The 25,892-nt window shown below is 52.4% G+C and carries 26 protein-coding genes; 22 read left to right on the top strand and 4 right to left on the bottom strand.

From position 1 onward, the window contains the following. Nucleotides 1–282 precede the first annotated feature (282 nt). The 5 genes from JW953_18390 (at nt 283) to JW953_18370 (ending at nt 6,777) form a co-directional block, all read left to right on the top strand. Complete coding sequence (locus JW953_18390; protein MBN1994675.1) at nt 283–585, top strand: hypothetical protein; 303 nt, start codon at nt 283–285, stop codon at nt 583–585. Between the two features lie 179 nt (nt 586–764). Further along, nucleotides 765–1,355 carry a DUF5317 domain-containing protein gene (locus tag JW953_18385; protein ID MBN1994674.1) on the top strand — a complete coding sequence of 197 codons (591 nt, stop codon included), beginning with the start codon at nt 765–767 and terminating at the stop codon, nt 1,353–1,355. Nucleotides 1,356–1,379: 24 nt separating this feature from the next. Next, nucleotides 1,380–1,796, top strand: coding sequence for a response regulator (locus JW953_18380; protein MBN1994673.1), 417 nt, complete (start codon nt 1,380–1,382; stop codon nt 1,794–1,796). 206 nt (nt 1,797–2,002) lie between these two features. After that, a complete protein-coding gene (locus JW953_18375; protein MBN1994672.1) occupies nt 2,003–4,867 on the top strand; it encodes a glycosyltransferase family 39 protein in 2,865 nt (954 codons plus the stop codon). A gap of 149 nt (nt 4,868–5,016) precedes the next feature. Then, nucleotides 5,017–6,777 (top strand): cyclic nucleotide-binding domain-containing protein, encoded by a 1,761-nt coding sequence (locus JW953_18370; GenBank protein ID MBN1994671.1) that lies wholly within the window; start codon nt 5,017–5,019, stop codon nt 6,775–6,777. 114 nt (nt 6,778–6,891) lie between these two features. Here the strand turns inward: JW953_18370 and JW953_18365 are convergent, their stop codons facing one another. Both JW953_18365 and JW953_18360 read right to left on the bottom strand, forming a co-directional pair. Continuing rightward, nucleotides 6,892–7,908: a DUF4349 domain-containing protein gene (locus JW953_18365; GenBank protein ID MBN1994670.1), complete on the bottom strand. Its 1,017-nt coding sequence runs from the start codon at nt 7,906–7,908 to the stop codon at nt 6,892–6,894. A gap of 59 nt (nt 7,909–7,967) precedes the next feature. Beyond that, nucleotides 7,968–8,708, bottom strand: a complete 741-nt coding sequence (locus tag JW953_18360) for a metallophosphoesterase family protein (protein ID MBN1994669.1) — start codon at nt 8,706–8,708, stop codon at nt 7,968–7,970. Between the two features lie 157 nt (nt 8,709–8,865). On the opposite strand from JW953_18360, the gene tsaE reads away from it, so the two are divergent. The 8 genes from tsaE (at nt 8,866) to JW953_18320 (ending at nt 15,658) form a co-directional block, all read left to right on the top strand. Then, entirely contained in the window at nt 8,866–9,372 is a 507-nt protein-coding gene (gene tsaE, locus JW953_18355) for a tRNA (adenosine(37)-N6)-threonylcarbamoyltransferase complex ATPase subunit type 1 TsaE (protein ID MBN1994668.1), read from the top strand. Between the two features lie 43 nt (nt 9,373–9,415). Continuing rightward, a complete protein-coding gene (gene tsaB / locus JW953_18350) occupies nt 9,416–10,072 on the top strand; it encodes a tRNA (adenosine(37)-N6)-threonylcarbamoyltransferase complex dimerization subunit type 1 TsaB (GenBank protein MBN1994667.1) in 657 nt (218 codons plus the stop codon). 8 nt (nt 10,073–10,080) lie between these two features. Next, nucleotides 10,081–10,656 (top strand): ribosomal protein S18-alanine N-acetyltransferase, encoded by a 576-nt coding sequence (rimI, locus tag JW953_18345; protein MBN1994666.1) that lies wholly within the window; start codon nt 10,081–10,083, stop codon nt 10,654–10,656. 51 nt (nt 10,657–10,707) lie between these two features. After that, complete coding sequence (locus tag JW953_18340) at nt 10,708–11,346, top strand: zinc ribbon domain-containing protein (protein ID MBN1994665.1); 639 nt, start codon at nt 10,708–10,710, stop codon at nt 11,344–11,346. Nucleotides 11,347–11,776: 430 nt separating this feature from the next. Then, complete coding sequence (locus tag JW953_18335) at nt 11,777–12,385, top strand: uracil-DNA glycosylase (protein ID MBN1994664.1); 609 nt, start codon at nt 11,777–11,779, stop codon at nt 12,383–12,385. A gap of 178 nt (nt 12,386–12,563) precedes the next feature. Next, nucleotides 12,564–13,895 carry an FKBP-type peptidyl-prolyl cis-trans isomerase gene (locus JW953_18330; protein MBN1994663.1) on the top strand — a complete coding sequence of 444 codons (1,332 nt, stop codon included), beginning with the start codon at nt 12,564–12,566 and terminating at the stop codon, nt 13,893–13,895. A gap of 65 nt (nt 13,896–13,960) precedes the next feature. Further along, nucleotides 13,961–14,917: an alcohol dehydrogenase catalytic domain-containing protein gene (locus tag JW953_18325; GenBank protein MBN1994662.1), complete on the top strand. Its 957-nt coding sequence runs from the start codon at nt 13,961–13,963 to the stop codon at nt 14,915–14,917. Nucleotides 14,918–14,935: 18 nt separating this feature from the next. Next, nucleotides 14,936–15,658, top strand: coding sequence for a hypothetical protein (locus JW953_18320; protein MBN1994661.1), 723 nt, complete (start codon nt 14,936–14,938; stop codon nt 15,656–15,658). On the opposite strand, the gene JW953_18315 is transcribed toward JW953_18320, so the two are convergent. Together JW953_18315 and JW953_18310 are read right to left on the bottom strand one after the other, a co-directional pair. Continuing rightward, nucleotides 15,659–15,928: a hypothetical protein gene (locus tag JW953_18315; protein MBN1994660.1), complete on the bottom strand. Its 270-nt coding sequence runs from the start codon at nt 15,926–15,928 to the stop codon at nt 15,659–15,661. Between the two features lie 19 nt (nt 15,929–15,947). Continuing rightward, nucleotides 15,948–16,736, bottom strand: a complete 789-nt coding sequence (locus JW953_18310; protein ID MBN1994659.1) for a methyltransferase domain-containing protein — start codon at nt 16,734–16,736, stop codon at nt 15,948–15,950. Between the two features lie 110 nt (nt 16,737–16,846). On the opposite strand from JW953_18310, the gene JW953_18305 reads away from it, so the two are divergent. The 9 genes from JW953_18305 to JW953_18265 all read left to right on the top strand — a co-directional run. Continuing rightward, complete coding sequence (locus JW953_18305) at nt 16,847–16,987, top strand: hypothetical protein (GenBank protein ID MBN1994658.1); 141 nt, start codon at nt 16,847–16,849, stop codon at nt 16,985–16,987. A 145-nt stretch (nt 16,988–17,132) separates the two neighbouring features. Then, complete coding sequence (locus JW953_18300) at nt 17,133–17,900, top strand: GntR family transcriptional regulator (GenBank protein ID MBN1994657.1); 768 nt, start codon at nt 17,133–17,135, stop codon at nt 17,898–17,900. 20 nt (nt 17,901–17,920) lie between these two features. Then, nucleotides 17,921–18,421, top strand: a complete 501-nt coding sequence (locus JW953_18295; GenBank protein MBN1994656.1) for a GNAT family N-acetyltransferase — start codon at nt 17,921–17,923, stop codon at nt 18,419–18,421. Then, nucleotides 18,411–19,796 (top strand): hypothetical protein, encoded by a 1,386-nt coding sequence (locus JW953_18290; protein ID MBN1994655.1) that lies wholly within the window; start codon nt 18,411–18,413, stop codon nt 19,794–19,796. The genes JW953_18295 and JW953_18290 overlap by 11 nt, the downstream gene beginning before the upstream one ends. Before the next feature lie 13 nt (nt 19,797–19,809). Further along, nucleotides 19,810–20,844, top strand: a complete 1,035-nt coding sequence (locus JW953_18285) for an aldose 1-epimerase family protein (GenBank protein ID MBN1994654.1) — start codon at nt 19,810–19,812, stop codon at nt 20,842–20,844. Between the two features lie 64 nt (nt 20,845–20,908). Further along, nucleotides 20,909–22,222: an alpha-galactosidase gene (gene melA, locus JW953_18280; GenBank protein MBN1994653.1), complete on the top strand. Its 1,314-nt coding sequence runs from the start codon at nt 20,909–20,911 to the stop codon at nt 22,220–22,222. A 41-nt stretch (nt 22,223–22,263) separates the two neighbouring features. After that, nucleotides 22,264–23,577, top strand: a complete 1,314-nt coding sequence (locus JW953_18275) for a hypothetical protein (GenBank protein MBN1994652.1) — start codon at nt 22,264–22,266, stop codon at nt 23,575–23,577. A gap of 13 nt (nt 23,578–23,590) precedes the next feature. Next, on the top strand, nt 23,591–24,631 hold the full coding sequence (locus JW953_18270; protein ID MBN1994651.1) for an amidohydrolase family protein: 1,041 nt from the start codon (nt 23,591–23,593) through the stop codon (nt 24,629–24,631). A gap of 158 nt (nt 24,632–24,789) precedes the next feature. Further along, the coding region (locus JW953_18265; protein ID MBN1994650.1) for an extracellular solute-binding protein at nt 24,790–25,892 on the top strand (1,103 nt) is incomplete at its 3' end.

The following is a 25,892-nucleotide window of genomic DNA, read 5'->3' as shown; positions in this document are numbered from 1 at the left end:
AAAACCATCAGAGCCTATTTGGTACACTGGTGATATGGTCGGGTGGTTTACTCTCAGCGAGAGCATTTCACCGGCTGAAAAATAAAAGATCAATGATATTTGGAAGAGGAGGATTCCAGTGTTACCAAAATTTAAACTTGCGGTGAGTCAGTTGGCTAACAATCCAAAGGTGCAGGTGGCGTTCATTCTGGTTACTGTAGTACTGGCTGTTTTAGCAGGTGGTGCGCCCCATGAATATGGGGGATGAGACAAATCTCAACAGCTCGCGAGGAAAGCATAACAATGGCCAAAATACCCTATCGTCCAGCCATCTCAGATATATTAATTAAAGCCAATGCCAACATTGTATTCCGTACCAAGTTGTTATCCGGCGAGGAGGAGGTTTTGGCAGAGTTGGATATACCGCCAGAGGATGCCGCAATCTTGACAGGTATTCGCGCCGCTAATCTAAAAGATTATGCCAGCCAGATTAAAGCCAGGCTGTTGGTCAGCGATCTTCATGACGACAGACCCTATAGCAGTCAGCAAGGTGTTGCCTCATCCTATCCCATTTCAGCTTTTGTTTACGCATCTCCTGACTGTTAATTTCTAACTGAAGCCGTCTGAAAAATATGTCATTTCGAGACCATAGGCCGAGAAATCCCCGGAATCTCGCTCGAAATAACATGGAGTCTATGTCGGGCCTTTCAGACAGGCTCTTGGAAGCTTGATCTCGATGCGAGCCACTCTACGCGATTCTCGTTGGGGTGTTGGAAATCAATTTTATGATTTTAACTGATGCCATAGTTTTTCTGATTATCCTGGCTCTACTCCTTAAACGCGATTTAAGCCTTATCGCCCGTCTGCCTTATCGCGGGGGGTGGAGCGTGATCATAGGGGTTATTGCTTTATTCATATTGCAAGCCACACTCATTATCTATACATCAGGGCAAGCTGTTTGGCAGGCGGCGCTTTTGATTGGGGCGCAGCTTGCCCTGGTATTTCTTTTGCTCTTGAACCGGCATGTGCCGGGAATTAAATTGTTTGTGTTGGGAATTATTCTTAACACTGCGGTGATGGTGGCCAATGGGGGTTGGATGCCGGTTACGCCAGAAATCTATCAGTTTGTTCATCCTGGCCGCCCGGTTGAGCTATATTCCAAACCACCAAGCAGTAAAAACATTATCCTGCCCTATAATCAAACCAACTTACGGCTTTTGTCCGATATTATTCCGGTCACTTTACCCTGGCGACGTAATGCGGTGAGCGGGGGTGATCTGTGTTTGGTTTTGGGCGCCGCTCAATTCATTTTTCAAATCAACTTCAAGAAAAAAAGAGGAGAGGAAATAGTGAAGTTAAAAGGCGCAGTATCCTAACCTGATAAGGAGTTTTTCCCCATAATGAAAAAAATCTTGATCGTAGACGACCAGCCCCAAGTGCAAGAATTACTAAAAATCACCCTTGAATTGGACGACCACAACCTCTTATTTGCTGATGATGGTCAGCAGGCTATGCAAATAGCGCGTACCGAACAGCCCGACATTATCTTGCTGGATATTATGATGCCCAACAGCAAAATAGATGGGCTAGAGGTCTGCCGCCGGATTAAAGCCGACCCGGTTACGGCCGGTATTATCATTATCCTGCTTTCGGCCAGAGGGCAGAGAGAGGACATTCAAATGGGCCTGGCTGCCGGCGCCGATGAATATATCACCAAACCTTTCCGACCCTCTGTTTTGATGGAAAAAGTTGAAAGATTTTTAACCAAAAAATTGATGTTTCAAAAAATTTATCTGGACCGATACAGTTTTCAGTGATGTAAATAGGCTGGCGAATAATACAAGCGTGTGTGTTGTAAAATAAGTACGTTTGCCAAAATCTCCATCCAATACTAGCTTATTTAAAACGGCTTGCCAGAATTTTGGCAGGCTCTCTTTTTCCCCGCGCTCACCTTTGACAAGCCCCCGCTCTTACCCTACAATCAGGTAAATTCAGCCCAGATTTTTCTAACATTATGAGTATCTTGGCCCGTTTACCAGCCGTCCGCCTGCAAAAACGCCCTATTTACTGGCTGCTGCTTTTTACGCTGCTTGGTTTTAGCCTGCGCTTGCATCATCTCACTTTCCAACCTCTATGGGGCGACGAGGGGTGGAGTTTTTATTTTGTCGGGCAATCGTTTTCTCAATTATTAGCCCTCACGGCCATTGATATCCATCCCCCGTTCTATTACATCCTGCTAAAACTTTGGCTCTTTATTGTGGGGATAGGGCCAGAAGAGGCCCGTTTCTGGTCTGTAATAACCGGCGTAATGTTAATTCCTATCCTCTATGGGTTAGGGCGGCGTCTTTTCAGCGACTATCGTATTGGCCTGGCCGGGGCGGCGGTGGGAGCGGTGATGCCGTTGGCCATCTACTATTCGCAAGAAGTGCGAATGTATGAACTGGTTACCTTATTGGGCGCCTTATCGGCCTACTGCTTCACTAGATGGCCGGATGATACGCCCGGCAATATAAAAACGTCAAAAACTTTAAATTTTTTCGGGGGGCGTTGGCAGCCGCGCCGGTGGTGGTTGATGGCCTATATCCTGACCACTACCGCAGCCCTGTATACGCATTATTACGCGGCCTTCATTATCCTGGCCCAAGGATTGTACGTCCTACTCATTTTTGTCCGCAGACATGAAAAATATCTGACCAGGGCTTCTATTTGGGCCTCCTTGGTCCCTTTTGTCTACATGGGCTTGCTTTATTTACCCTGGCTCATTTACCTGGGGCCGCGCCTGCAAAACTACATTGCCAACAAGCGTGAAGTTGAAGGCTATGCGCCGCTCAGCCTCATCCGCTTTTTTGGTGACCACCTGATTGCTTTCAGTATCGGCCATCTGCCCGATTATTTGCAGCAATACACCTGGACGGCTTTGCCCTTTGTTTTTATGGCTGCCCTGGGTTTTATTGCCGTTGTCACCTCTCAAAAACCCAAATCTTATCTCCTCCCGCTTTATCTCTTTACCCCCCTGGTAGCAGGCTATCTGATTAACTTGACCTTTCCCTTTACGCCGCGCTTCTTTGAGCGGACGCTCCTGTTAGCCGCCCCGGCCTATTGGCTGCTCATTGCCGCCGGTATTATCTTTTTGTGGGATCGCCAATATATTCTGGTTGGCACCTTTGTGCTGGCCATGCTTCTGGTCACTAATGTCAGTTTGATCAGTTTTTACCGCATTCCCCGCTATCCCCAAGAAGATTATCGCCCCCTGCTTCAAAATATCGCCGGGCGGGCCACGCCGGAAGACACCCTCCTGGCCAGTTACCAGTGGCAGCTTGGTTTTTATTATGCTTATCTATCTCCCCCTCGTCCTCGCCTTTTTTCAGTGCCCGGCTGGGGCAAAGATTGGGCCGGGGAGGCCGGCCATAACCGGCTTGTCCAAGACCTGACCGGCATCTTTGCCGCGTCGCCGCGGCTTTGGTTTCCGGCGCATCAAACCCTGGGCCATCTCTGGGAAGATCAGGCCGAAGCAGCCATTGCCGGCCTGGGCTATCCGGCGCTGTTAGAGTGGTACAGTCCCCAAACCAAATTGACTCTGGCCGGAGCGCCTCCTTCCGCCTTTACCAACGGCCCTTCGGCCAATTTTGCCAACCGGCTCACCTTACTGGTGGCCGGGGTGGGCAATCAGAAATACGAAGCGGGGCGGGGCGTTGTTCCGGTTGAACTGACCTGGCGCAAGGAAAAGAGCCTGGGCAGCAGTCACCTGGTCAGCCTGCGCCTGAGCGATGCCGGGGGCCGCACCTGGGCCGTCCGCGACAGCCATCCTTGCGCCGGGCAGGAATTTTTTACAGATTTGGCCGTTGGCGACACCCTCATTGACCGGCATGGTCTGCTCATCCCCGCCGGAACCCCGCCCGGCTCATACCGCCTGCTGTTGAGCGTGCGCCGCGTCAACGATGCCCATCCGCTTAATTTGCTTGACATCAACGGCCAACCCCTTGGCGTGGAATTGCTCCTGGCCCATATAGAAGTGGTTGACCCTCACCCGGCTATTGACCCGGCTGTTCTGCCGGCCCAATTTATCACCACGGCCCTATTTGGCCAGAAGATAAAACTGGTTGGCTACAGCCTGGGTTCCGGCCCCTTTAAAGCCGGCGAAACATTGCCCCTCACCCTTTTCTGGCAATCCTTGGCCGACCACCCCGGCCCGCTGACCCTTTCCCTCCACCTGCAAGATGCGGCCGGCCGGTTTGTTTTCTCTCAGCAAAAAGAACCTCTCCGCCCCACCACAGATTGGCGGCAGGGCACATTGCTGCGCGACCCCCAAGATGTATCCTTGCCGCCAACTCTCCCGCCCGGCGATTATCATTTAGTCATCAGTGTTTCTACGCCCGCGCAAGTGCCGTTGAAAGTTGAGGGTCAGGATGAGTTGCTTCTGACCACCATCACCACCATTGACCGCCCCCACACCTTTGCCGCGCCTGAACCCCAAATTGAGCTGGCTGTTAATTTTAGCCACCAGGCCCAATTGGTCGGCCTGGACCTGCCCCAGCCCCACCTCAAGGCCGGCGAGTGGCTGTCCCTGACTCTTTACTGGCAGGCTCTGGCCACGCCTGAGAAAAGTTGGACTGTTTTTGTCCACCTGCTCAATGATGATGGTCAAATCATCGCCCAACAGGACCAACTTCCGGGCGGCGGCCAATTCCCCACCACCGGCTGGCTTCCCAACGAGTACATCACCGACGGTTACAACTTGTTTGTCCCGGCGGCTACCCCCCCCGGCCAATACCGGCTGGCAATTGGCCTGTATGACGCCAACAATTTTGGGCGATTGCCGGTGGTAGAGAAGGGAAAAATAGTTAAAGACCATGTACTTTTGGATAGTTGGCCGATTACGGTGGAATAGGCGGGTGTACCAATCAGAGTTGCGCTATGATTATGTTAATAGCTCACCTGTTCCCTTTTTTGATAATGTGTGGTAAAATATCATCAGTTATTTAGCGCAGATGGTTTGAGGCAACATTTTTTGTTTATTTGTGCCCAATGGGTTGAGTGATGCCAAATTTAAGCCGACAACACTATCTTAACTTGCTGTTCCCTATTCTCAGAGGCCAAGAGGCTTTTACCGATTTTTCGGATGAAGAACTTGCCCGGTTTGCCGAGGCAGCCGAATTCCGTTTCTGCGAGCAGGGAACCCGGATCATTGAACAGGGGCAACGGGGGAACGAGTTTTTTGTGGTGCTCAACGGTCAATTACGGGCTGTTGACGTAAATTATGACCCTCCCCGCCTGTTGAACTACCACGATGCCGGCCACATCATTGGCGCCCGCGCCCTGCTTACCAATGAACGGCGGGCGGCTACGGTGGAAGTGGTGGTTGACGCCCGGGTGGCTATTTTTGATAAGGGCGATTGGGATTGGCTGCTTCATCGCCAGCCCAGAATAGAAACCTATTTCCAGAATTTGGAAAGTGAGTTCTCTAAACGCGCGCTCATAGATTTTCCTGGCCGGCAATGGGATGAAGTGGTGGTGGCTTCCACCAAGCGGCATGTTTTGGCCTTTATTGCCAAACTCTCCTTACCCTTGACGTTGCTGATTTTGCCCCTTATTTTTCTGATTATTGCGGAGTTAGTGGGGATCCGTTTTTTTTCGGTTACCTCCGGCGACCTGCTTTTGATGGTTTTAGCTATTTTGCCCTTTATCCTCCTGGCCGTAGGTTTAACCGTTTATCACTATATTGATTGGCGTAACGATGATTTTATTCTTACCACCAAACGTTTTATCCACATTGAGCGCAGGCTTTTTTATGGCGAGCAACGGGACGAAGCGCCGCTGACCCGCATTCAAGATGTCTGGTTGGCCTATCCCGGTTTCCTGGATCGGTTTGATTATTTTCACTTGCGCATAAAAACAGCCGGGGCCGGCGATATTAGAATTAAAGGCATTACCAAGGCCCAGCAAATCAAGGATCAAATTTTTTTAGAAAAAGAACGCGCCCTGGCGCGGGTGCGGGCAGCGCATGTAGCGGCCATCCGGCAATTACTGGCCCAGGAATTGAATTGGGAAGAAACCCTTGAGGAAACCATTCTGGCCATCGCCGAAACAGAGGGAGGTATGACCACCCGGCCTGAATCGTATCGCTCATCATTTGGCGTATTAAATTATTTTTGGCCCAGGGTGCAAAACATTGAGCCGGACGGCGTCACCATTACCTGGCGCAAACATTATTGGGTATATTTGCAAACTGTTGGTTTGCCGCTGCTGGCATTTTTGGTTTCTTTATATCTATTTTTGGCCACCCTAGTTGTGTGGTTCCCATTTGGAGTGGTAGCCGGCCCATTTATCCAGATAGGGCTGGGCATAGCGGTGGCGGTCAGTTTTTTGTGGTATCTGTGGCTTTATGACGGCTGGCGCAGAGATATTTACCAGGTTACGCGCAACCGTATCTTAGATGTGACCAGCAGTCCCTTTGGCCTGGGCGGCGAAATACGCAGCGAAGGCAACCTGGATGATATTCAAAATATCACCTACGAAATTCCCGACCTTTTCAGCGCTTTGATTAATATGGGTACCGTGATCATTGAAACTGCCGGCACCAAAGATACTTTCACCTTTAAAAAGGTTCTCAATCCCAGCAGCGTGCAGCAAGAAATTTTCAACCGCATGGTGCTGGTGCAGCAAAGAGAACGCGAGCAAAGACGGGACGCCACTACCCGTGACTTATTGAGAGTATTTGCAGAGTATCAACATCTCCTGGAGAAAGCCAGCGCCAAGGGGCTTGTTTCCCTGGGGCAACAACCGTCAAACCTACCCTAATTCATCTATGCTGGCGACCCATTTTTAACATACCCAAATCAAAAAAGGGGATGTTCGCTGGTGAACATCCCCTTAATATTTGGAGCTTTGACCGGCTTATAACGAGAATAAATCTCAGCCTGTTTTTTCGGCCTGCGCCTGCCTTTTGTTTTTGGCCTGGCGTCGTTTCCACCACCAGCGGATAATCAAAACAATCACCACCACAGGGATTAAAAAGATTATGAGCAAAGGCAGTAAAAAGATAAGGAACCAGATTAACAGATTGGCTAACCCCTGGAGCGTGACCACCAAAGCCTGCACCGCTTCTTTGGCCACCCCCTGTGGCTCCCACCCGGCCACACTGACCGGCTGGTACAATACATCGGGGATAAGCTCAATGCTAATAGTTGAAAGCGCCGCCTGGTTGGTGAGGTAACGCAAGCGTCCCTCGATTTGCTCAATTTGGCCGCGAATGTTGGTCAACTCGCGGTACACTTCCAAAATATCGCTGGTGCTGCCGGTGCGCTTTCGCTCGTCGAGCAACTCTTGCAAAGCCTCTTCGGTATATTCCAGGTTGGTTTTGCGGGCCTGCAAATCGGTGTACTCTTCGGTGACGTCCTGCGAGTTGGAACTTTCCTGCTCCACTCGAATAGCCAGGGCGCGCAAATCGGCCACCGTCTCCTGGTAAAGCTCCGCCGGCACGCGAATGGTGATGTTCCCCCGCGGCACCGGGCCAGATTGGTAAATATTGGACCCGGATACGTAGCCGCCCTTTTCCTCAGCCAGGTTGGTAACAGCCTTAATGGCCTCTTGGGTATCCTTAACCACCAACGACATATTGCCGGTGTAAATAATCACCCGCGTTTCCGCCTGGGCCTGAGCCGCGGCGTTGGTCAAAATGTCATCCAGAGCGGTGCTATCCCCATAGGTTGCGCCGCCTGTTTCGCCAGCATAACCCGGTTCAACCATACCCCTTTCAACCGCCGGGGGCGGGGCAGCCGGAGCCTCTTCAGCCACACTGTCATACATAGGCGTAGCAGACATTTGAGCTGCGCCACAGGCCGTGGTCAAACCGGAAAAGATGGCCAAAATTAACAAAAGCCCTATCCCCCGAAAACGAAAGCTAACAAAATCGGTCAAAGTGGTTCTCATTTTTTCTCCATATATCTGTTTGGGAATATCGTTGGCAAAAATAAGAGAGTTTGTTGCTGTTACCAGCCAAACGCCAATCTCTTCCAAAGACGTTCGGGAAAATCGTACCCTTTTAGTTTTTCCTGAGTAACGCTTACCGGGTAAGTAACGCGCCGATGTTCAAAGGTGTTGGTCTCCACGTCTAAAATACCATAAGCGGCTCTGGCGTCGCCGTCACGAGGTTGGCCTACACTGCCGGGGTTAATAATCAAACGCCGTTCGCCCAAGGGCAGGGGGCTGTTATTGAATTCTGGTACCAGGGCCTCGCACATCTCGCCCGGTTCTTCGGCCTCTTGAAAAATGATCGGGCTGTGGGTATGTCCCACAAAACAGTAGGGCGTGTTGAACTGCCGGAAATTGGGTTGGGCCACCGTAGGGTAGAGAATATATTCCCAAATTGGATGGCGAGGACTGCCGTGGACCAGGGTATACAAGCTCTCCTCAACAGAGGCCACCGGCAGGTTGTTCAGATAATCGCGCACTTTATCGGTCAACTGGTCTCTGGTCCACAACGTGGCAAAACGGGCGTCGGGATTGAAGTCGTCAACATCAAGTTTACCCAGCACGGCCCAATCGTGATTACCGGCGATACACAGGTGATCCAGGGTCAGCAATAACTCTACACACTCGTTAGGGTCCGGGCCATAGCCAACCATGTCGCCCAGGCACCAGACTTTATCGTATAACCCCTCAGCATCTTTCAGAACGGTTTCAAAAGCAGCCAAGTTCGCGTGAATATCGGAGATGAGGAGACAACGCATGAAAAACCTCTTTTGCTCAGATAGGTCTGTCCCAAAATTTGGGAGGCATCCAGTTGGGGATGCTACTGTTAAATAATACCATATTCATATAATTCTGCCAAAGCCTTTGTCCCTCTCTAACAATCAGAGTATAATGCCCAATGAGGAAATTTGCCGCATGTCGCCAATTTTTGGGCAAAATACGCTTGATTTTATCAGTCATAGCGAGGCGCAAACGCGCCGCCTGGGCGCGCGCCTGGCCGAATTTCTGGAGCCTGGCGATGTGTTGGCCTTGGAGGGCGAATTGGGCAGCGGCAAAACGCGCTGGGCGCAGGGCGTGTGCCAGGGCCTGGCCGTCACCGACCCGGTTAACTCGCCTACCTTTACCCTGGTCAATGAGTATCAGGGGCGGCTGCCTGTGTATCATATTGACCTCTATCGTCTTGACCAGGCTACCGAAGTTTTTACCTTTGGTTTGGAAGATTATCTGTATGGCGCCGGAGTTTCCTTGATTGAATGGGCCGACCGGGCCGAGGATTTTCTGCCGGATGACTACCTGACCGTGGAACTGCATCACCTGGAAGAAACCAAGCGCCGCATTGTTTTGCGTTCGCACAGCCAACGTTTTGTCACCGTACTGGCCGCTTTTAAGGAAACTGCTTTTGCGCAACACTATACATCATAGCTTGTTCTGCCCTAAAATCCAATAGTCCAAAAGAACTGTATTTATGATCCTGGCCATAGACACTGCCACCCAATATGCCAGTTTGGCCCTGGCCAACCCCGACAGTATTTTTGCTGAAGAGTCGTGGTTTTCCGGCCGCAAGCACACGGTTGAGTTGATGCCGCGTCTGGCCCGCATGTTAAAATTGGCCAATCTCAAAGTGGCCGATCTAACGGCGCTGGCCGTCTCGTTGGGGCCGGGGTCTTTTACCGGCTTGCGCATTGGCCTGGCCGTGGCCAAGGGCCTGGCCCTGCCCCACAAACTGCCAGTGGTGGGCGTACCTACCCTGGAGATTGTGGCCTATCCATTCCGCGCAGACAATTTGCCGGTATGGGCCATTGTCCAGGCCGGGCGAGGCCGGATTCTGGCCGCCTGTTATACCCGCGTTGACGACCATTGGCAGGCGCTTGATGAACCGGGCTTGACCAATTTTGCGGCCCTGGCCCGGCAAATTGACCAAGAAGCCCTATGCGCCGGCGAGATTGACCAGGAGGCCGCCCAAATTTTGTGGCGCGACTCCCAACACAAAGCCACGGTGGTCTCACCGGCCGCCCGGCTGCGGCGAGCCGGTTACCTGGCCGAAATTGCCGCCGCTCGCCTGGAGGAAAGTTTCCAGGACGATCCCGATGCGCTGGCCCCTATCTACCTGTCGTCGCCGTGAGGCCGGTTGTGCGTGATAAAGCCTTACCCTTTTGCCTTGAGCCGATGCGCCCCGCCGATATTCCCCAGGTAATGGCGGTGGAGCAAGCCGCCTACACCATGCCCTGGCCCCGCAAAGCCTACGCCTACGAACTCGAGCAAAACAAGTTAGCTCATTATTTTGTCTTGCGTACCCGTCCTCCCGTCCCCACCCAAACAACCCTCATCGGCCTGGGTGGTTTTTGGCTCATGGCCGATGAAGCGCACCTGATGACCCTGGCTATCCATCCGGATTGGCGGCGGTTGGGCCTGGGCGAGTGGATGCTGCTGTTTTTGCTGAAAAAAGCGCAAGCCTTGGGCGCCCTCGTCGCCACCCTGGAAGTGCGCCCCTCTAACCAAACTGCCCTGGCGCTGTACCACAAATACAATTTTCAAGAGGTCGGGCGCCGGCCCCGTTACTATGACGATAATCACGAAGATGCTCTTATTTTAACTACCTCTGCCCTGGCTTCGCTTGACTATCAGGCCATGCTTAGCCAACGCCAGGCTACGCTGGGCCAACATTTGGCCCAAATCAAGATAGACAAAAAAGAAGAATTGGATTAGAATCTGGATACTGATATATTTTTTCATGTTATACGATTATGAGGACGAACCATGACCGAGCTGATTGAATTTACCAGCAACTATCGAGACCTGAGCACCGACCGGGGCTTTCAATGGGAATTTTACTGCGAGCGCTGCCATAGCGGTTATCGCTCCCACTTTGACGCCTCTGAAACCGGCCTCTTATCAGAAGCAATGGATGTGGCCGGTAGTTTTTTGGGCGGGCTGGTGAGCAATATTGCCCAGGCCACCGACCGGGTACATTCGGTGGCCTGGGAACGAGCGCACGACCAGGGCTTTAAGGATGCCATCACCGAGGTCCGAAAATATTTTCTTCAGTGTCCCGCCTGCAACGAATGGGTTTGCCGCAAACGCTGTTGGAATGAGAGCCGGGGTTTATGCTTGAACTGCGCCCCCGATGCAGCCGTTACCGCCAGCCAGGCCCAGGCCCAGGCCATCGCCGACCAGTCGCGCCAAAAAGTCACCGAGCGGCAATATGACGTGAGTCAGTACACCGAGGGCGACGACCGGCGCGCCGGCTGTCCCAACTGCGGGGCCACGCTTAAACCCAACGCCAAATTCTGTAGCGAGTGCGGCGCGCCAATTAAAACCCAAAAGTTCTGTAGCCAATGTGGCGCCGAATTGGAAAGCGGGGCCAAATTCTGCCCGGAATGTGGGGCCAAACAATAAACATAAGCAGTTTGAAATGAGAAGGTTGGTTTTATTCTGCCTGGCGTTGTTGGCCCCAACGCTTCTAACTTTCCCATTTTTATCTTCCTAACCCGGACAAAGCCGGAACCAAAAAGAAAGTGCTATTGGGAATTCTTGTTCGTTGTGCAAGAATTTCACTGGTTAGGCCCTAACTTGCCTCATGCCCAATTTGTTTGTTGACTTTCAAAACCAGGTTGAAGCAGTCAAAACCCGTTGCGCCAACGGTGAAATCACCGAGGCGCAGCGGGATGCTACGCTGCGCAAAATGCAGTTAAAAGATGAATGGAGCGATACCTGGATGCTCAGCCCCGCGGGCGAGTGGTTTCGGCAAGCCAGCGGCAGCAAAGAATGGGTGCGAGATTATCCCATCGCCCTGGTAGACCCGACTGACCTGCCGCCGGTGTCTGAAATGGATTTGCTCCAAATAGCCCGCGCCGTGCACGATTGCACCCGCTGCCCTTTGAGTCAACAGGGCCGCAGTCGAGCCGTGGCCGGCGAAGGCAATCCCCAGGCCGACATCATGCTCATTGGCGAAGGGCCGGGTTTTCACGAAGATAAACAAGGCCGGCCTTTTGTGGGAGCGTCGGGTAAATTTCTTAACCAGTTGCTCCACGACGCCGGCTATCAACGCCAGGATGTATTTATCGCCAACGTGGTCAAATGCCGCCCGCCCAACAACCGCGATCCCCAGCCCGAAGAATTGGCGGCCTGTAAAGATTACCTGGATCGACAGATTGAGTTGATTGATCCCAAAGTGATTGTCACCCTGGGCCGCTTTTCAATGTATCGTTATTTCCCCGGCGCTTCCATCAGCCAGCTTCACGGCCAGCCCCGGCGGGTCGGCAACCGGCTGGTGGTGCCTATGTTCCATCCGGCCGCAGCCTTGCACCAGGCCAAGTGGCGTCCCCTGATCACCGAAGATTTTCAAAAATTACCCCAACTTGTGGCCGAAATAACAATTGCCCGCCAGTCTGAAAAACCAGACACGGCCGACGCGGAGCAGATGAGTTTGTTTTAGCCTTTCACCGGCCATAGCCGCTGCGGCCTGACCAATGGCCCAATTGAACATTTTCCCTCAATCGGCCTGCAATTGAAAAGCGCGCCTGAACGAAGAATGATTCGGGTCAAACGCATTTGGATAATTTGACCCCTTCCGCTATTATTTCTGGATGTTTTAACTTCACAAGGAGATTGTTATGAAATTTTATTATCTTGTTGTAATTTTGGCTGTTTTACTGGCGGGCTGCGGCGCGCCGGCCACAGCCGAATTGCAGCCAACAGACACCCCGGATGTAGCCACTGAAGCGATTGCCCCCACCGAAGAAGCCGGCGCAATCGCCGAGGTTGAGTCGGTGGCAACCATAGCGCCGGTTGATGAGTCAACAGAAATCTCGCTCGACCCCGAAATAGAAGCCAATTTCCCGGCAGCAGACATGATCACCACCGATAGCGGCTTGCAATATATGATTGTCAGCAAAGGTTCTGGCCCCACTCCGCAAAAAGGCGAAGTGGTTAAAGTGCATTTTAATGGCTGGCTGGCCGACGGCACCTCGTTGGGAAATTCATACGAGTTTGGCGAACCCCTGGCTTTTCCAATAGGGGAAGAAAGGATCATGCCCGGTTGGGATGAAGGGTTTGCTTTATTGCAGGCGGGCAGCAAAGCCAAATTCATCCTTCCCCCAGAATTGGGATTTGGCGAGCAGGGCGACGGCAGCGTTATTCCGCCCAACGCGTGGTTATACTTTGAGGTAGAATTGCTTGACATTTTGCCCGGCGCCCCTGACTCTCCGGCTGAAGTCGCCGAATCGGATTACACGGTTACCGAGGCAGGGTTAAAATATTACGACCTTAAAACCGGCAGCGGCGACACAAGTGAAATGGAGCAAATTGTCAGCATTCATTATACCGGCTGGCTGGAAGATGGCGCCCGGTTTGACAGCTCTTTGGACAGAGCCCAGCCAATAACCTTCCAGCTTGGGGCCGGAAAATTTATTCCCGGCACCGATGAAGGAATCGCGGCCATGAAAGTGGGCGGCAAACGCCAACTGGTTGTGCCGCCGGAACTGGCCTTTGGCGAAGAGGGTGTGCCCGGCCTTATTCCGCCCAACGCCACCATGATTGTTGAGGTGGAACTGCTTGACATTTTGCCCGGCGCTCCTACCGCTGCCACCGAGGTGGATGAAGCCGATTACACCGCCACCGAGAGCGGCCTGAAATATTATGATTTTGCCGAAGGCGCCGGCGACTCGCCGGAGCAAGGGCAGCAGGTGGTGGTGCATTATACCGGCTGGCTGGAAAACGGCACCAAGTTTGACAGTTCGCTTGACCGGGGCACGCCGTTTGACTTTAACCTGGGCATGGGGCAGGTTATTCCCGGCTGGGATGAAGGGGTGGCGACGATGAAGGTGGGCGGCAAACGCCAACTGGTCATCCCCCCAGAATTAGGCTACGGTGAAAGTGGCGCAGGGGGTGTTATTCCGCCCAACGCCACTTTGATTTTTGAAGTAGAATTGCTTGAGATTAAGTAGGCGAATAAGAGATAAAAGATTGGAGAGCCGGTTTGCTCTCCAATCTTTATGATGGGGAGGTGATCATGCGCGCGCTCTATTTTGACCAAACCTTGCAGTATCGAGCGGATATGCCGGAGCCTGAACCGCCGCCGGGCGAAGCCTTAATTCGTACCCGTCTGGCCGGTATCTGCAACACCGACCTGGAGATCATGCGCGGCTATATGGGCTTTCAGGGCGTGATGGGCCACGAGTTTGTGGGCGAAGTGATTCGCGCCGCTGATGCGCCAGAGTTGATCGGGCAGCGCGTTGTGGGCGAGATCAACGCCTACTGCCGGGAGTGTGACACCTGCCGGCGGGGCGACCCCACCCATTGTCCCCGGCGCACCACTTTGGGTATTGACCGGCGCAACGGTACTTTTGCCGATTATTTCACATTACCCACCCACCTACTGTACCCCTTGCCCGACTCATTGCCTGATGAATGGGCCGTATTTACCGAACCGTTGGCCGCCGCCTGCGAAATCACCGAGCGTTGCCACGTTCGGCCCACCGACCGGGTGGTGGTGTTGGGCGACGGTAAGTTGGGATTGCTGATTGCCCAAGTGCTCCAACTGACCGGCTGCGATTTACTGGTGGTGGGCCGGTATCCCAACAAATTGACTATTTTGGAAAAACGCGGCATTCGTACCCAAACCACGGATGACAAACTTGAACCGGGCGCGGATATTGTGGTTGAGGCCACCGGCAACGCCGCAGGTTTTGCCGCCGCCCGCCAGCTTGTGCGGCCTCGCGGCAAGTTGATTCTAAAAAGCACCTATCATGGCGATCTATCGCTCAATATGAGTATGGTTGTGGTGGATGAAATTGAATTGCTCGGCTCGCGCTGCGGCCCGTTTGCCCCGGCGCTGCGATTGCTGGAACAGAAGTTGGTGGATGTAGAGTCGCTCATCCACGACACCTTTCCCCTGGATGAGGCGGTGGCCGCGTTTGAACGCGCCGCTGCGCCGGGCGTGCTTAAGGTTTTACTTTCAACTGGATGATCATTAGGGTGGACTGAAATGTCAAACAAACCAGACTTACCCGCCAGCGCCGGCCCGGTGGATTGGGCCGGACCGGACTGCCATGAATCCACCACCAGCGGCCTGGTTCACTGTGTGCGATTGCCGCAAGAGGCAAGTTCGGCTCATCCCGTGCCGGTGATAGTGATGCTGCACGGCTGGGGCGGCGATGAAAGTTCGATGTGGCTTTTTAAGCAGGTGCCGCCGCCCAATGTGGCTGTGGTGACGCCGCGCGCCCCACTTGAACTAAAAAATAGCGGCTACGCCTGGTTTTACCGAGACGACCCCCTGCACCTGACAGACCCGGAGTCGCTATTAACTGCCATTACCAAATTGGAAGATTTTTTAACCAGCTTGTCCCAACTTTATCCGGTTGACTCCTCCCGGTTACTGCTGATTGGTTTTAGCCAGGGTGCAGCCGTAGCCAATAGTCTGGTGATGGCCCGGCCGGAATTGGTGATGGGGGTGGCTTTGCTTTTGGGAATGGGGTTCCAGTTGCCGGGGTTGATTCCGCAAGCAATATCCTTGAACGGGTTGCCGGTGTTTATTGCGCACGGAACCCGCGATGAAATTGTGCCTTTAAGTGAGGCGCAGCAAGCCTGTGAAACTTACACCCAATTGGGGGCGGAAGTGACTTACGCTGAGTACAACGTGGGGCATAAAATGCATGTGCAGGGCATCAGAGATTTGCGGGTGTGGGTGAAGAAAATTTTGAGTGTGTGATTACTGCGGCGCTTTCTGACCAATCTCTTCGCCCTTGATGCATTCCAGAGCGCTATCAACCAGACTGCGCACAGCCAGCAACTGTTCTTTACGGGCTTGACGCAGATGGCTGCGAAATTCAGTTGTATCAAAATTGCGGGTACGATTTTGGAATCTTCGCTTCATCTTCCCCCGCTTTTCTTCCATTTTGTGGTGCATTCCCTTTGCGCCTTCTTTGAGCCAATCGGTCAGTACAAAATCTTCTACGGGACCGTTTTTTAATTTAGCCATTTTTACGCCTCCTCAGTTACTACTTGGGCTTTTGGCCCACCGCAATCAGCGAGGTACCAAACGGTAAATTGACATAGCGGATCAAACCGGCCTCAACCTGGCCTACAACCGTTAACACAGCGTTGACCGGCGGCGAGGCCGGTTCCATTTCCACCTGATACTCTTCTTCACTCAAGTGATGCGAGGCCAATTCGGGTTCGGCTTTGGAAGAGCGCCGCAGCAAAATGAGCGCCGCCGCCAGCGGGAAAACAAAAAAGTTGTTGTAGGTAACGCGGCTGACCTCAAAGCCGGTTTGGGCGAGTTTCTGTTTGAGTTCATCCGACGTGTAGCGGCGTACATGGGCATTGATGTCGTCGTTGTGGCTCCATAAAAACATAAAAGCCGGCACGGTGATAATCATATGGCCGCCCGGTTTGAGAATGCGATAGCTATCGGCCAGAATAGCCATATCATCTTCGTTGTGTTCAATCACATCCAGCGCGGTCACGGCGTCAAAAGAGTTATCATCAAACGGCATGGGCTGGGTCACGTCAAACAGGTCTACATCGTAGCCGCGTTCTTGCCGCGCCACTTTTACCGGACGGGCGTCAATCTCTAATCCTTTGACCCGGCCGTATTTGCTGAGATGATGGATCATATTGCCGGCCCCACAGCCCACATCCAGCAAGCGGAAATCCGGCGTTTTGGGCAATAGCGGTTCAATCACCGCATTCAGGGCGCGGGTGCGGCTGGCAAACCACCAGTGAGAATCCTCCGGGATGCTATCGGGAATGGGAATGTCTGCAAGGGGGGGAAGTTGTGAGGTCATTTCAATGATACCTTTTGGGCATAGAATTTGGTTGTATTCTACCCCAGATTTCGGCATATTGCCAAATATTGTACGAATACTTCGGCTGAGAATCAATGGGATGCGTTAACTTGTTACGACAAGAATTGGCTACTCGCCAGACCTTTTTCAATGATATCCGCGTCTTAACCCGTTACTTCTATTTCAAGAGTTGGCAACACCTCCCGGAGTTTATTATCCAACAACTTGAACTCAACCCTGATACCCGCTAAAAAATCATATTGAGAATTACTGCTGGCTAATAACCGACTTGACAGCCAAATACAAGTATGCTAAAATATAACTGGTACGGACAACCTAATGACCTGATGACCTAACAATTAAACAACTAATACCCCTACAGGATGGTGAATAAAAATGAGCCAACAGGCAAAAATCAGATTGGACGAAATTGCGGCGGTGCATACCAGCCCCAGTTCGCTCTACCATAGTCTGGGACATATTATCCGCAGCAAAATTCAAAGCGGCGAGTGGACGGTTGGGCAATGTATCCCCTCTGAACGGGAGATGATGAACATATTCAATGTCAGTCGAGCTACCGTACGCCAGGGGATAGATAATCTAGTTAAGGAAGGTATTTTGTACCGGGTGCAAGGAAAAGGAACGTTTGTGGCCCCGCCAAAAATCGAGCAAGGCGTGCTGCGTTTGATGGAATTTTCGGATGTTATCAAAAGAAACGGTTTGAAACCCAATGTCCAACTAATAGGTAAGCAATATATTGTTCCACCACCAAATGTTGCCAAGTTACTGGCCCTTGCTGACACAGAGCAAGCAGTCTGGCTGCAACGTTTATTGCTGGTTAATGAAGAACCAATCTTGATTGAGACTTCCTATTTTTCGGCAACGCGTTTTCCCGATTTGCTTGAAACTTATGATGGCCTGGAAGAGCCGCACAAATTTGTAACCAAACATTACGATGTCAAAATTGTCAGGGCAAGGGAAACGTTTGAGCCGGTAATTTTAGAAGACAAAGAAGCCAAAATATTGGGAAGCAAAGGTGGTTTTCCTGCCTTGTGGGTGGAGCATATTGCCTTTGAAGTAGCAGATAAACCGGCAGCCTACCTGACCAACCTCTTGCGGGGCGACCGTTGTCGTTTTTACACGGATCTGGTTTTTGACAGATAAAAACGTTGGAGGAAAGAAAATTGGCCGAGGTGAGAATAGAGCATCTGGCTGAACACACAATGGCCATACCCCTATTGGCGGGCTGGGCGCAACAGGAATGGGGACATCTGTTACCGGAAATCACTTTTGAGATGATAGTTTCAACCTTTAAAAAAAGAACCCTTTATCATCACATTCCGGAAACTTTTGTCGCCGTAGTTGGCAAACAACTTGTGGGTATGGCCAGTATTGATCCGCATGATATGACCACTCGACCGGACCTGTCGCCGTGGTTGGCCGCCGTATATGTTGCGCCTGAATTTAGACATAAAGGCATTGGGTCCAGATTGGTACGCGCTGTTATGCAAGAGGCAGCAGTATTGAAGCTAGACAGGATTTACCTGTTTACCCCCAACAAAATGAATTTTTATAACCGTTTGGGGTGGCAATTTCTTGAACATACCTCATATCGTGGCGAAGAAGTTGTTATTATGCAGTACAACATAAATTGTACCAGTCAAGGAGAACATTGTGATGATTAAACCTAAAGTTGGCTTTATAGTTTATGGCGTTCATAAAGATGGCTTACTTGACCCGTTGGGGATGCCCTTTATTGATAATGAACTCATTCAGCAGGCCAAGCAGGCATTGCGGCAGGCTGGCTTAGAATTGGTTGAACACGATGTCATTATCGCCTCCAGGTTGGAGGCCAGGGCTTGCTTTTCTAAATTCAAAAAGATGGATGATGTAGATGCTCTGGTGTTGTTTTCGGGCACATGGGTTTGGGCGGCTCATTTGGCCGGACCGCTGCGCGATTTTGCCCTGACCGGTAAAGGCATTGTCATCTGGACCCATCCCGGCTCGCAGGGGTGGCGGCCCGTGGGCGGCCTGGTAATGCACGGCGCGCTCAAGGAAATCGGCGTTAAGCATCGTTTTGTTTATGGCGTGTGCAACGATGCCGAACAGATAGGCCGAATTGTTTCCTATTGCCGGGCCGGCCACGAAAAGAATCGACTCAATATGAGTACGGTTGGCGCTTTTGGCGGGCGCGGGATGGGCCAAACTTGCGGCGTGGCCGATCCCTCTCAATGGATGAGAATGTTTGGCATAGATATTGACACCCATGATACCACCGAATTAATTGAAACCGCTAAAAAAATTTCCCCGTCTGAAATCGAGCAGGCCCGCCGGGAAATTCAGCCGCTTTTTGCAGACCCCCTGCCTGATGACGAAACAGCCGAACGCTCCATCCGGCTTTATCTGGCTGTCAAGAAAATTGTTAAAAAAGAAGGTTGGGAAGGTTACACCATTCAATCCTTCCCCGGCCTGGGCGATGATTACAGCGCCACTTGCCTGGCCCAGAGTTTGATGCTGGAGCAAGGCGTAGGCACCTCTACGTTAAGTGACTTTAACACATTTTTGATTGTAAAACTTATCACCGACTTGAGCCAGGAACGGGTTTATTACGGCGATCTGCAACATTTTGACCGAATCAGGAAAGAAATCAAGATCATTGGCGACGGCACATGCCCTCCCTCGCTGGCCGGTAAGGCCGGCCCGGCCGGTTTTGCCGAACACGGTATCCCCACCGAGGGGGAAGCGGGAGGGCTGTCGGTTAAGTTGGTGTGCAAGCCCGGTGAGGGAGTACTGGCTCACCTGGGCCGCTATCAAGGCGAGTTTCAAATGGTTGTAGCCAGGTGTTCTGTTTTTGAGCCGCCAGCCGAACAATTGGAAGAACGTCGCCGGGAATGTGGCATTCCGTTTTGGCCCCACGCTTTTGTGACGGTTCACTGTGAAATTGACCAGTTGATTCAAGCCTGGGGTAACGAGTATGCCATCCTCGGTTATGGAGTTCATCTGTATGAAGATTTACTGGCTTTTTGCGAGTTGACCGACATCAAGGCCATTGCTCTATAAAGTGGAGGTGATCATGAATCGGTCATATCTGTCTAATTTGCACCGGTCGGCGCTGTTACCCTATGTGGGGCATCCCGACCAGGTGGCCGGAATTAAATTAATGGAGGCCGGCGACGGTTTGGCCCGCGGCAGCCGTATGCTTCAGGTGTGGACCGGCACAGGTCTGTCCTTTAATGTTCTGGCCGACCGGGCGCTCGACATCTCTGCCTGTCACTACAAAGGTATTTCCCTGGCCTGGGCCTCTCCGGTAGGCGATGTTCACCCCGCCTACTACGAACCTGAAGGCGTAGGGTGGCTGCGTTCCTTTCAGGGTGGGCTGCTGATAACCGGCGGGCTGGACCAGTTTGGCTACCCTTGCAGCGATGAAGGTGAAACATTCGGTCTGCACGGGCGGGTCAGTAATTTGCCCGCCCGTTATGTGAACCATCGGGCCGTCTGGCAGGGAGATCAATATGAGTTGGAAATTACCGGGGAGGTGCGCCAGGCGCGAGTGTTCGGGGAAAACCTTGTGCTGCGGCGGCGTATCACAACGGCGTTAGATTCCAATAAAATACGGCTTGAAGATGTGGTTGCAAACGAAGGGTTTGTTCCCCAACCGCACATGATCTTATACCACTTTAATCTGGGTTTTCCCTTGCTCAGCGAGTCCGCCCACTTGCGGGTTGAAGTAGAGAAAACTGCTCCGCGTGACGCCGAGGCCGAGGGCGGTCTGGCCGATTGGATGAACTTTCAACCGCCAACCGAAGGGTATCGGGAACAGGTTTTTCACCATACGGCGGCAGCCGATACGGCAGGGCAGGTCAAAATTGAGGTAGAAAACCCTGCTCTGGGGCTGGGATTACGCTGGACTTACGCTAAAGCCAATCTGCCCCATTTGTTTGAGTGGAAGATGATGGGGCGGGGAACCTACGTGTTGGGCGTAGAACCGGCCAATAGCAGCGGTATGCATGGCCGCGCCGCCGCCCGCGCCAACAACGATTTGCCTGAATTGATACCCGGTGAAAGTTGTCGCTATGAGTTGGAACTTGAAGTTGTTGACCTTTTGTAACCGCAGCCAGCAACGCATGCTTCTCTGGACTTGATGTTACCTGTTGCTTTGAAAGGATGATTCGATGGTAAAAATTACATTCATTGGCGCCGGAAGCATGGTGTTTTCAACCGAATTAATGAAGGACATCTTGCTTACTCCGGCGCTGGAACAAGGCACGTTTGCGCTGGTAGACATAGACGCCGGGCGGTTGGAATTGGCGCATCAAATGGCTGAATTTCTTATTGAGCGCACCGGCCGGCATTGGACGGTTGAAGCCAGCACCAATCGCGCCGAGATGCTGCCCGGCAGCGATTATGTGATTAATATGATTGAAGTAGCCGGCCTACCCAACGTGCGTCTCGACTACGAAATTCCTCTTAAATACGGCATTGACCAGGCGGTTGCCGATACAATAGGGCCGGGCGGCTTATTTAAAGCGCTGCGTACTTTACCCAGTTGGGTAGATATTGTGCGTGATGTTGAGCGCCTGGCCCCTCGCAGCCTGGTGATGAACTATACCAATCCGATGTCCCTGACCGTGCTAACCGGCTTGCGGGCTTGCTCACTGCCAATCGTGGGGCTGTGTCACTCTATTCAGAATACCTCGCACGAATTAGCCGAATATATGGCTATTCCTTACGAGGAGATTGATTGGCGGGCGGCCGGCATTAACCACCTGGCCTGGTTTGTCAAGCTTGAGCACGACGGCCAGGACCTTTACCCTTATTTGCGCCAGCGTTGCCAGATCCCCGAAATCTACGAAAAAGACCCGGTGCGCTTTGAGATGATGCGCCATTTAGGCGCTTTCCCCACCGAATCCAGCGGGCATGTTTCAGAATATACCGCCTATTTCCGCAAGCGGCCCAACCTGGTTGAAAAATATATGGGTACCGGCTATTTGCTGGGCGAAAGTGGTGGTTATGCCCGCATTTGGCCCCTTGAACGGGCTGAAGGCGACCAGAGTGTCCGCGATTGCCTGTCCGGTAAAGAAGAATACCCCCTGGAGCGTGGCCTTGAATTTGCCTCTTACATTATTGAGGCCATAACCACCAATGTTCCGGCGGTAATTTACGGCAATGTGGGCAATACGGGCTTGATTGATAACCTGCCCCGCAACGGCGTGGTTGAGGTGGCTTGCCTGGTAGACAGCAAAGGCATCCAGCCCACCCACTTTGGCCCGCTGCCTACTCATTTGGCTAATCTGGATCAGCAGCATATGGCCTTCCACGATCTGGTGGCTACGGCAATTTTGGAACAGAACCGCGAAGCGGCAGTGCATGCCCTCATGGTTGACCCTCTCACCGCGGCGGTCTGCTCGCTGGCCGAAATCCGCGCGCTATTTGACGAAATGGTTGGCGCAGAACGAGACTATTTGCCGGAATTCCTGGTTAGCTAAAAAACGCCGCCGCGTTATCTGGCAGGGGAGAACTTGGTGCAATGACCCTAACAGGAATACGCATCTATGTGGGCCTCGGCTTTGGCGCCATCCAGGCCGGCCTGTTCCTTGGTGAAGCTTTCCGCTCCGGCAATTTTGGCCGGCTGGTGGTGGCCGAAGTGCAGCCGGAGGCTGTTAGCGCTATTCGCCGAGCCAATGGTCATTTTTCGCTGAACATTGCCCACGCCAACCGGGTGGAACAAGCCGGCATCGGCCCCATTCAGATTGAAAACCCCACCCTCAAGCGTGACCGCCAACGCCTGATTGAAGCCATTGCAGAGGCTGAAGAAATTGCCACGGCTGTTCCCGGCGTAGCCTATTACCTTTCGGAAGGTCCGGCCAGTTTGCATCATATTTTGGCCGAGGGCTTGCGGCTTAAAGCAGCGCATGGCGGCCCGCCGGCCGTAGTTTATACCGCCGAAAACCACAATCATGCCGCCGAAATTCTGGAAGAGGCAATATTGGCCCAGATTCCGGACGTTGAACAGGCAGCGGTTTGTAGCCGAGTTTGTTTTCTCAACACAGTCATCGGCAAAATGAGTGGCATTGTGAGCGATCCGAATGAAATTTCTAAACGCCACCTGATCCCCATTACCCCCGGCGCAAGCCATGCTTTTTTGGTTGAGAGTTTCAATCGCATTCTCATCTCAAATATCCGATTTGAGCATGGTTTTGAACGTGGCATTGAGGTTTTTGAAGAAAAGCCCAACCTGCTGCCGTTTGAGGAAGCCAAACTCTACGGCCACAACGCCACCCACGCCCTGGCCGCTTACCTGGGCGCGGTGCTGGGCGTATCTTACGTAGCCGATTTACGGGCTAATCCCAAGGTAATGAATTTTCTGCGGGCCGCTTTCATCGAAGAATCGGGCCAGACATTGATACGCAAATATGGTGATCTTGATCCTCTGTTTACCACCGCCGGCTACCAACAATATGCCGATGATTTACTGGAACGGATGACCAACCCCTATCTGGGCGATACGGTAGAACGGGTGACCCGCGACCCGCAGCGGAAACTTGGTTGGGACGACCGCCTGCTGGGGACAATCCGCCTGGCGTTACAACAGCGAGTTACGCCGCGTCGTTATGCTCTGGGCGTTGTGGCCGCTCTGCTGACCATGTCTACTCAAGGCTCGGCCATAAACCACACTGTACTAGATTTAACAATTCCCCTATCCACCTGGCTAAAACCCTTATGGTCTGTGGCTTCTCCCGACCAAGCCGAACAAAAAATTGTCCTAAACCTGATTGAGGATAGTCGGCGGGAATTCAAACATTGGTTTGACACTAAAAGTCAGGATTTTTTAGCGGTATAGAAAGTAAGTTTTTTTGATGTTATTGAGCGACTACCGCCCTTGCCCAACTTTAACCGCCAACGTCACGCCCATTGCCACGCCCCGCTATCCGGTGATTGACGCCCATAACCACCTAGGCGAAGAATTTGGCGACGGCTGGATAAACCGGCCCGTGTCTGAACTGCTGGACGCCCTGACCCAAGCCAACGTGCGATTTTTTGTAGACCTGGATGGCGGTTGGGGCGAAGAGGTTCTTCAACAGCACCTTGATAAGCTCAAAGCCGCCGCGCCTGATCGCTTTGCCGTGTTTGGGGGGATTAACTGGTCAGCCTGGTCTGAACACGGCGACGGTTTTGGCGAGTGGGCAGCCGGGCGGCTGCGGGCGCAGGTTGCCTGGGGCGCGGCAGGACTAAAAATCTGGAAACCGTTGGGCCTGCACGTGCGCGACCACCATAACCGGCTGGTGCCTATTGATGATTCTCGTCTGGACCCAATTTGGGCAGCCGCCGAGGAGTTAAATCTGCCGGTGATGATTCATGTGGCGGACCCGGTAGCCTTTTTTAAACCCCTTGATGCCACCAACGAACATTGGGCCTTGCTTCACGCCCGCCCCGATTGGCATTTTCCCAGCCCGCCGTTCCCCGCGTTTATAACTCTGATGAATCAACTGGCGAATTTGGTGGCGCAGCACCCTGGCGTCACCTTTATCGGCGCGCATGTAGGCTGCTACGCCGAAAATCTGGACTGGGTGGGTCAATTGCTGGATAAATGCCCCAATTTTTACGTTGACATCTCTGCCCGCATTGACGAATTAGGCCGTCAACCCTACACCGCCCGGCGCTTTTTTATTCAACATGCCAACCGGATTTTGTTTGGCACCGATGCGGGCGCCGACCTGGACACTTATCGTATCTATTATCGTTTTCTTGAAACCGACGACGAATATTTTAACTACGAACCCGGCGACAATCCCGCTCCGAGTCGCTGGCGAATTTACGGCTTGTTTTTGCCCGACGAGGTGTTGCAAAAAATTTATTATAGCAATGCCCGGCAAGTGTTAAGATGGGGGCGTTGATCAGGCCCATAGTTACCATTTTTTGGCCGTATAACCTTTAATAACAGGATGATCAAGGCCAATCAAAGGAGGTGAGTTAATCCCAATAATTTTTTACTCATTTAAGGATGGTCAATTAAAATCAATTTCGTCTTTTATTATAACCTGGAGGATAAAAAATGAAGAGAAATATCATCCTTATTATCAGTTTACTGATAATCAGCGCCTGGTTATTAGTTAGTTGCGGCGACGCAGCCACCCCGCCAGCCGAACCCGCCCAAGAGGAAGCCGCCCCGGCGCCAGCCGAAAAAGTGACGCTGCGGTTTTGGGCGCTTCAGAATCCCCCTTTCATTGCCGGCTTTGAAACCTTGATCAAAGCTTACCAGCAAGAACACCCCAATGTAGAGATTAAGCTTGAAACCTTTGATTATGACACCTACATTCAAACCTTACAAACCTCAATGCCGGCCGGCCAGGAAGCCGACGTTATCCAATTATTTGGCACCTGGACGGCAGAATACGCCGAGCGCCTGGCGCCCCTGCCGGAGAGCGTCATGTCAATTGCGGAAGCCGAAGAGTTATTCTACGCGGCTCCGCTGGGTGGTTATATTGTCGATGGCAAATTGTACGGCCTGCCGCAAGAATTCAACTGCGAATACGGCGGGGTGTTGGTGAACAAAACCAAATTCGAAGAAGCCGGCCTGACTTACCCGCCGCAGTGGAAAACCATGGCCGATGTGGTTAGTGACGCCAAGGCCCTGACCAAAAACGATGATGCCGGCATGATGTCTACGGCTGGCTTCCACTTTACCGCGATGGATCCGGTTGTGTTTGCTTTTTTGGCCGGTATCTTGCAGCGGGGTGGCGATTATTGGAATGCCGACCAGACCGGCTTCACCTTTAATACACCCGAAGCCAAAGCAACGCTCCAGGCGATGGTAGATCTGGTCAACGCCGGGGTGGTGGACCCGGTGTTGTTCAACGACTCTGAAAATTGGGTTGTTGACGCCTTTTTCCAGGACAAAGTGGGCATCGGAACAATGGGCGCCTGGGCCATTGCCGAAGGCCGCGCTAATTACCCCGATTTCGAGAGCGAATGGGATTACTTTTTCTTGCCGCCTCAGGCCGGCAACGAGCCTCTTTTTGTTGCCGATTCCGGCTGGGGCCTGGTTGTTTCACCCAACAGCCAACACCAAAACGTGGCCTGGGATTTTGCCAAGTTTATAACCGCTAATCCCGACAATGCCCGTCTGTGGAACATCGCCAGCGGCACCATTCCGGC

It is taken from the genome of Anaerolineae bacterium, assembly GCA_016931895.1.
In the GTDB taxonomy this organism is placed as follows: Bacteria; Chloroflexota; Anaerolineae; order 4572-78; family J111; genus JAFGNV01.
Note: the sequence above shows the minus strand (reverse complement) of the source record. Positions and strands in the feature narration are given on the sequence as shown.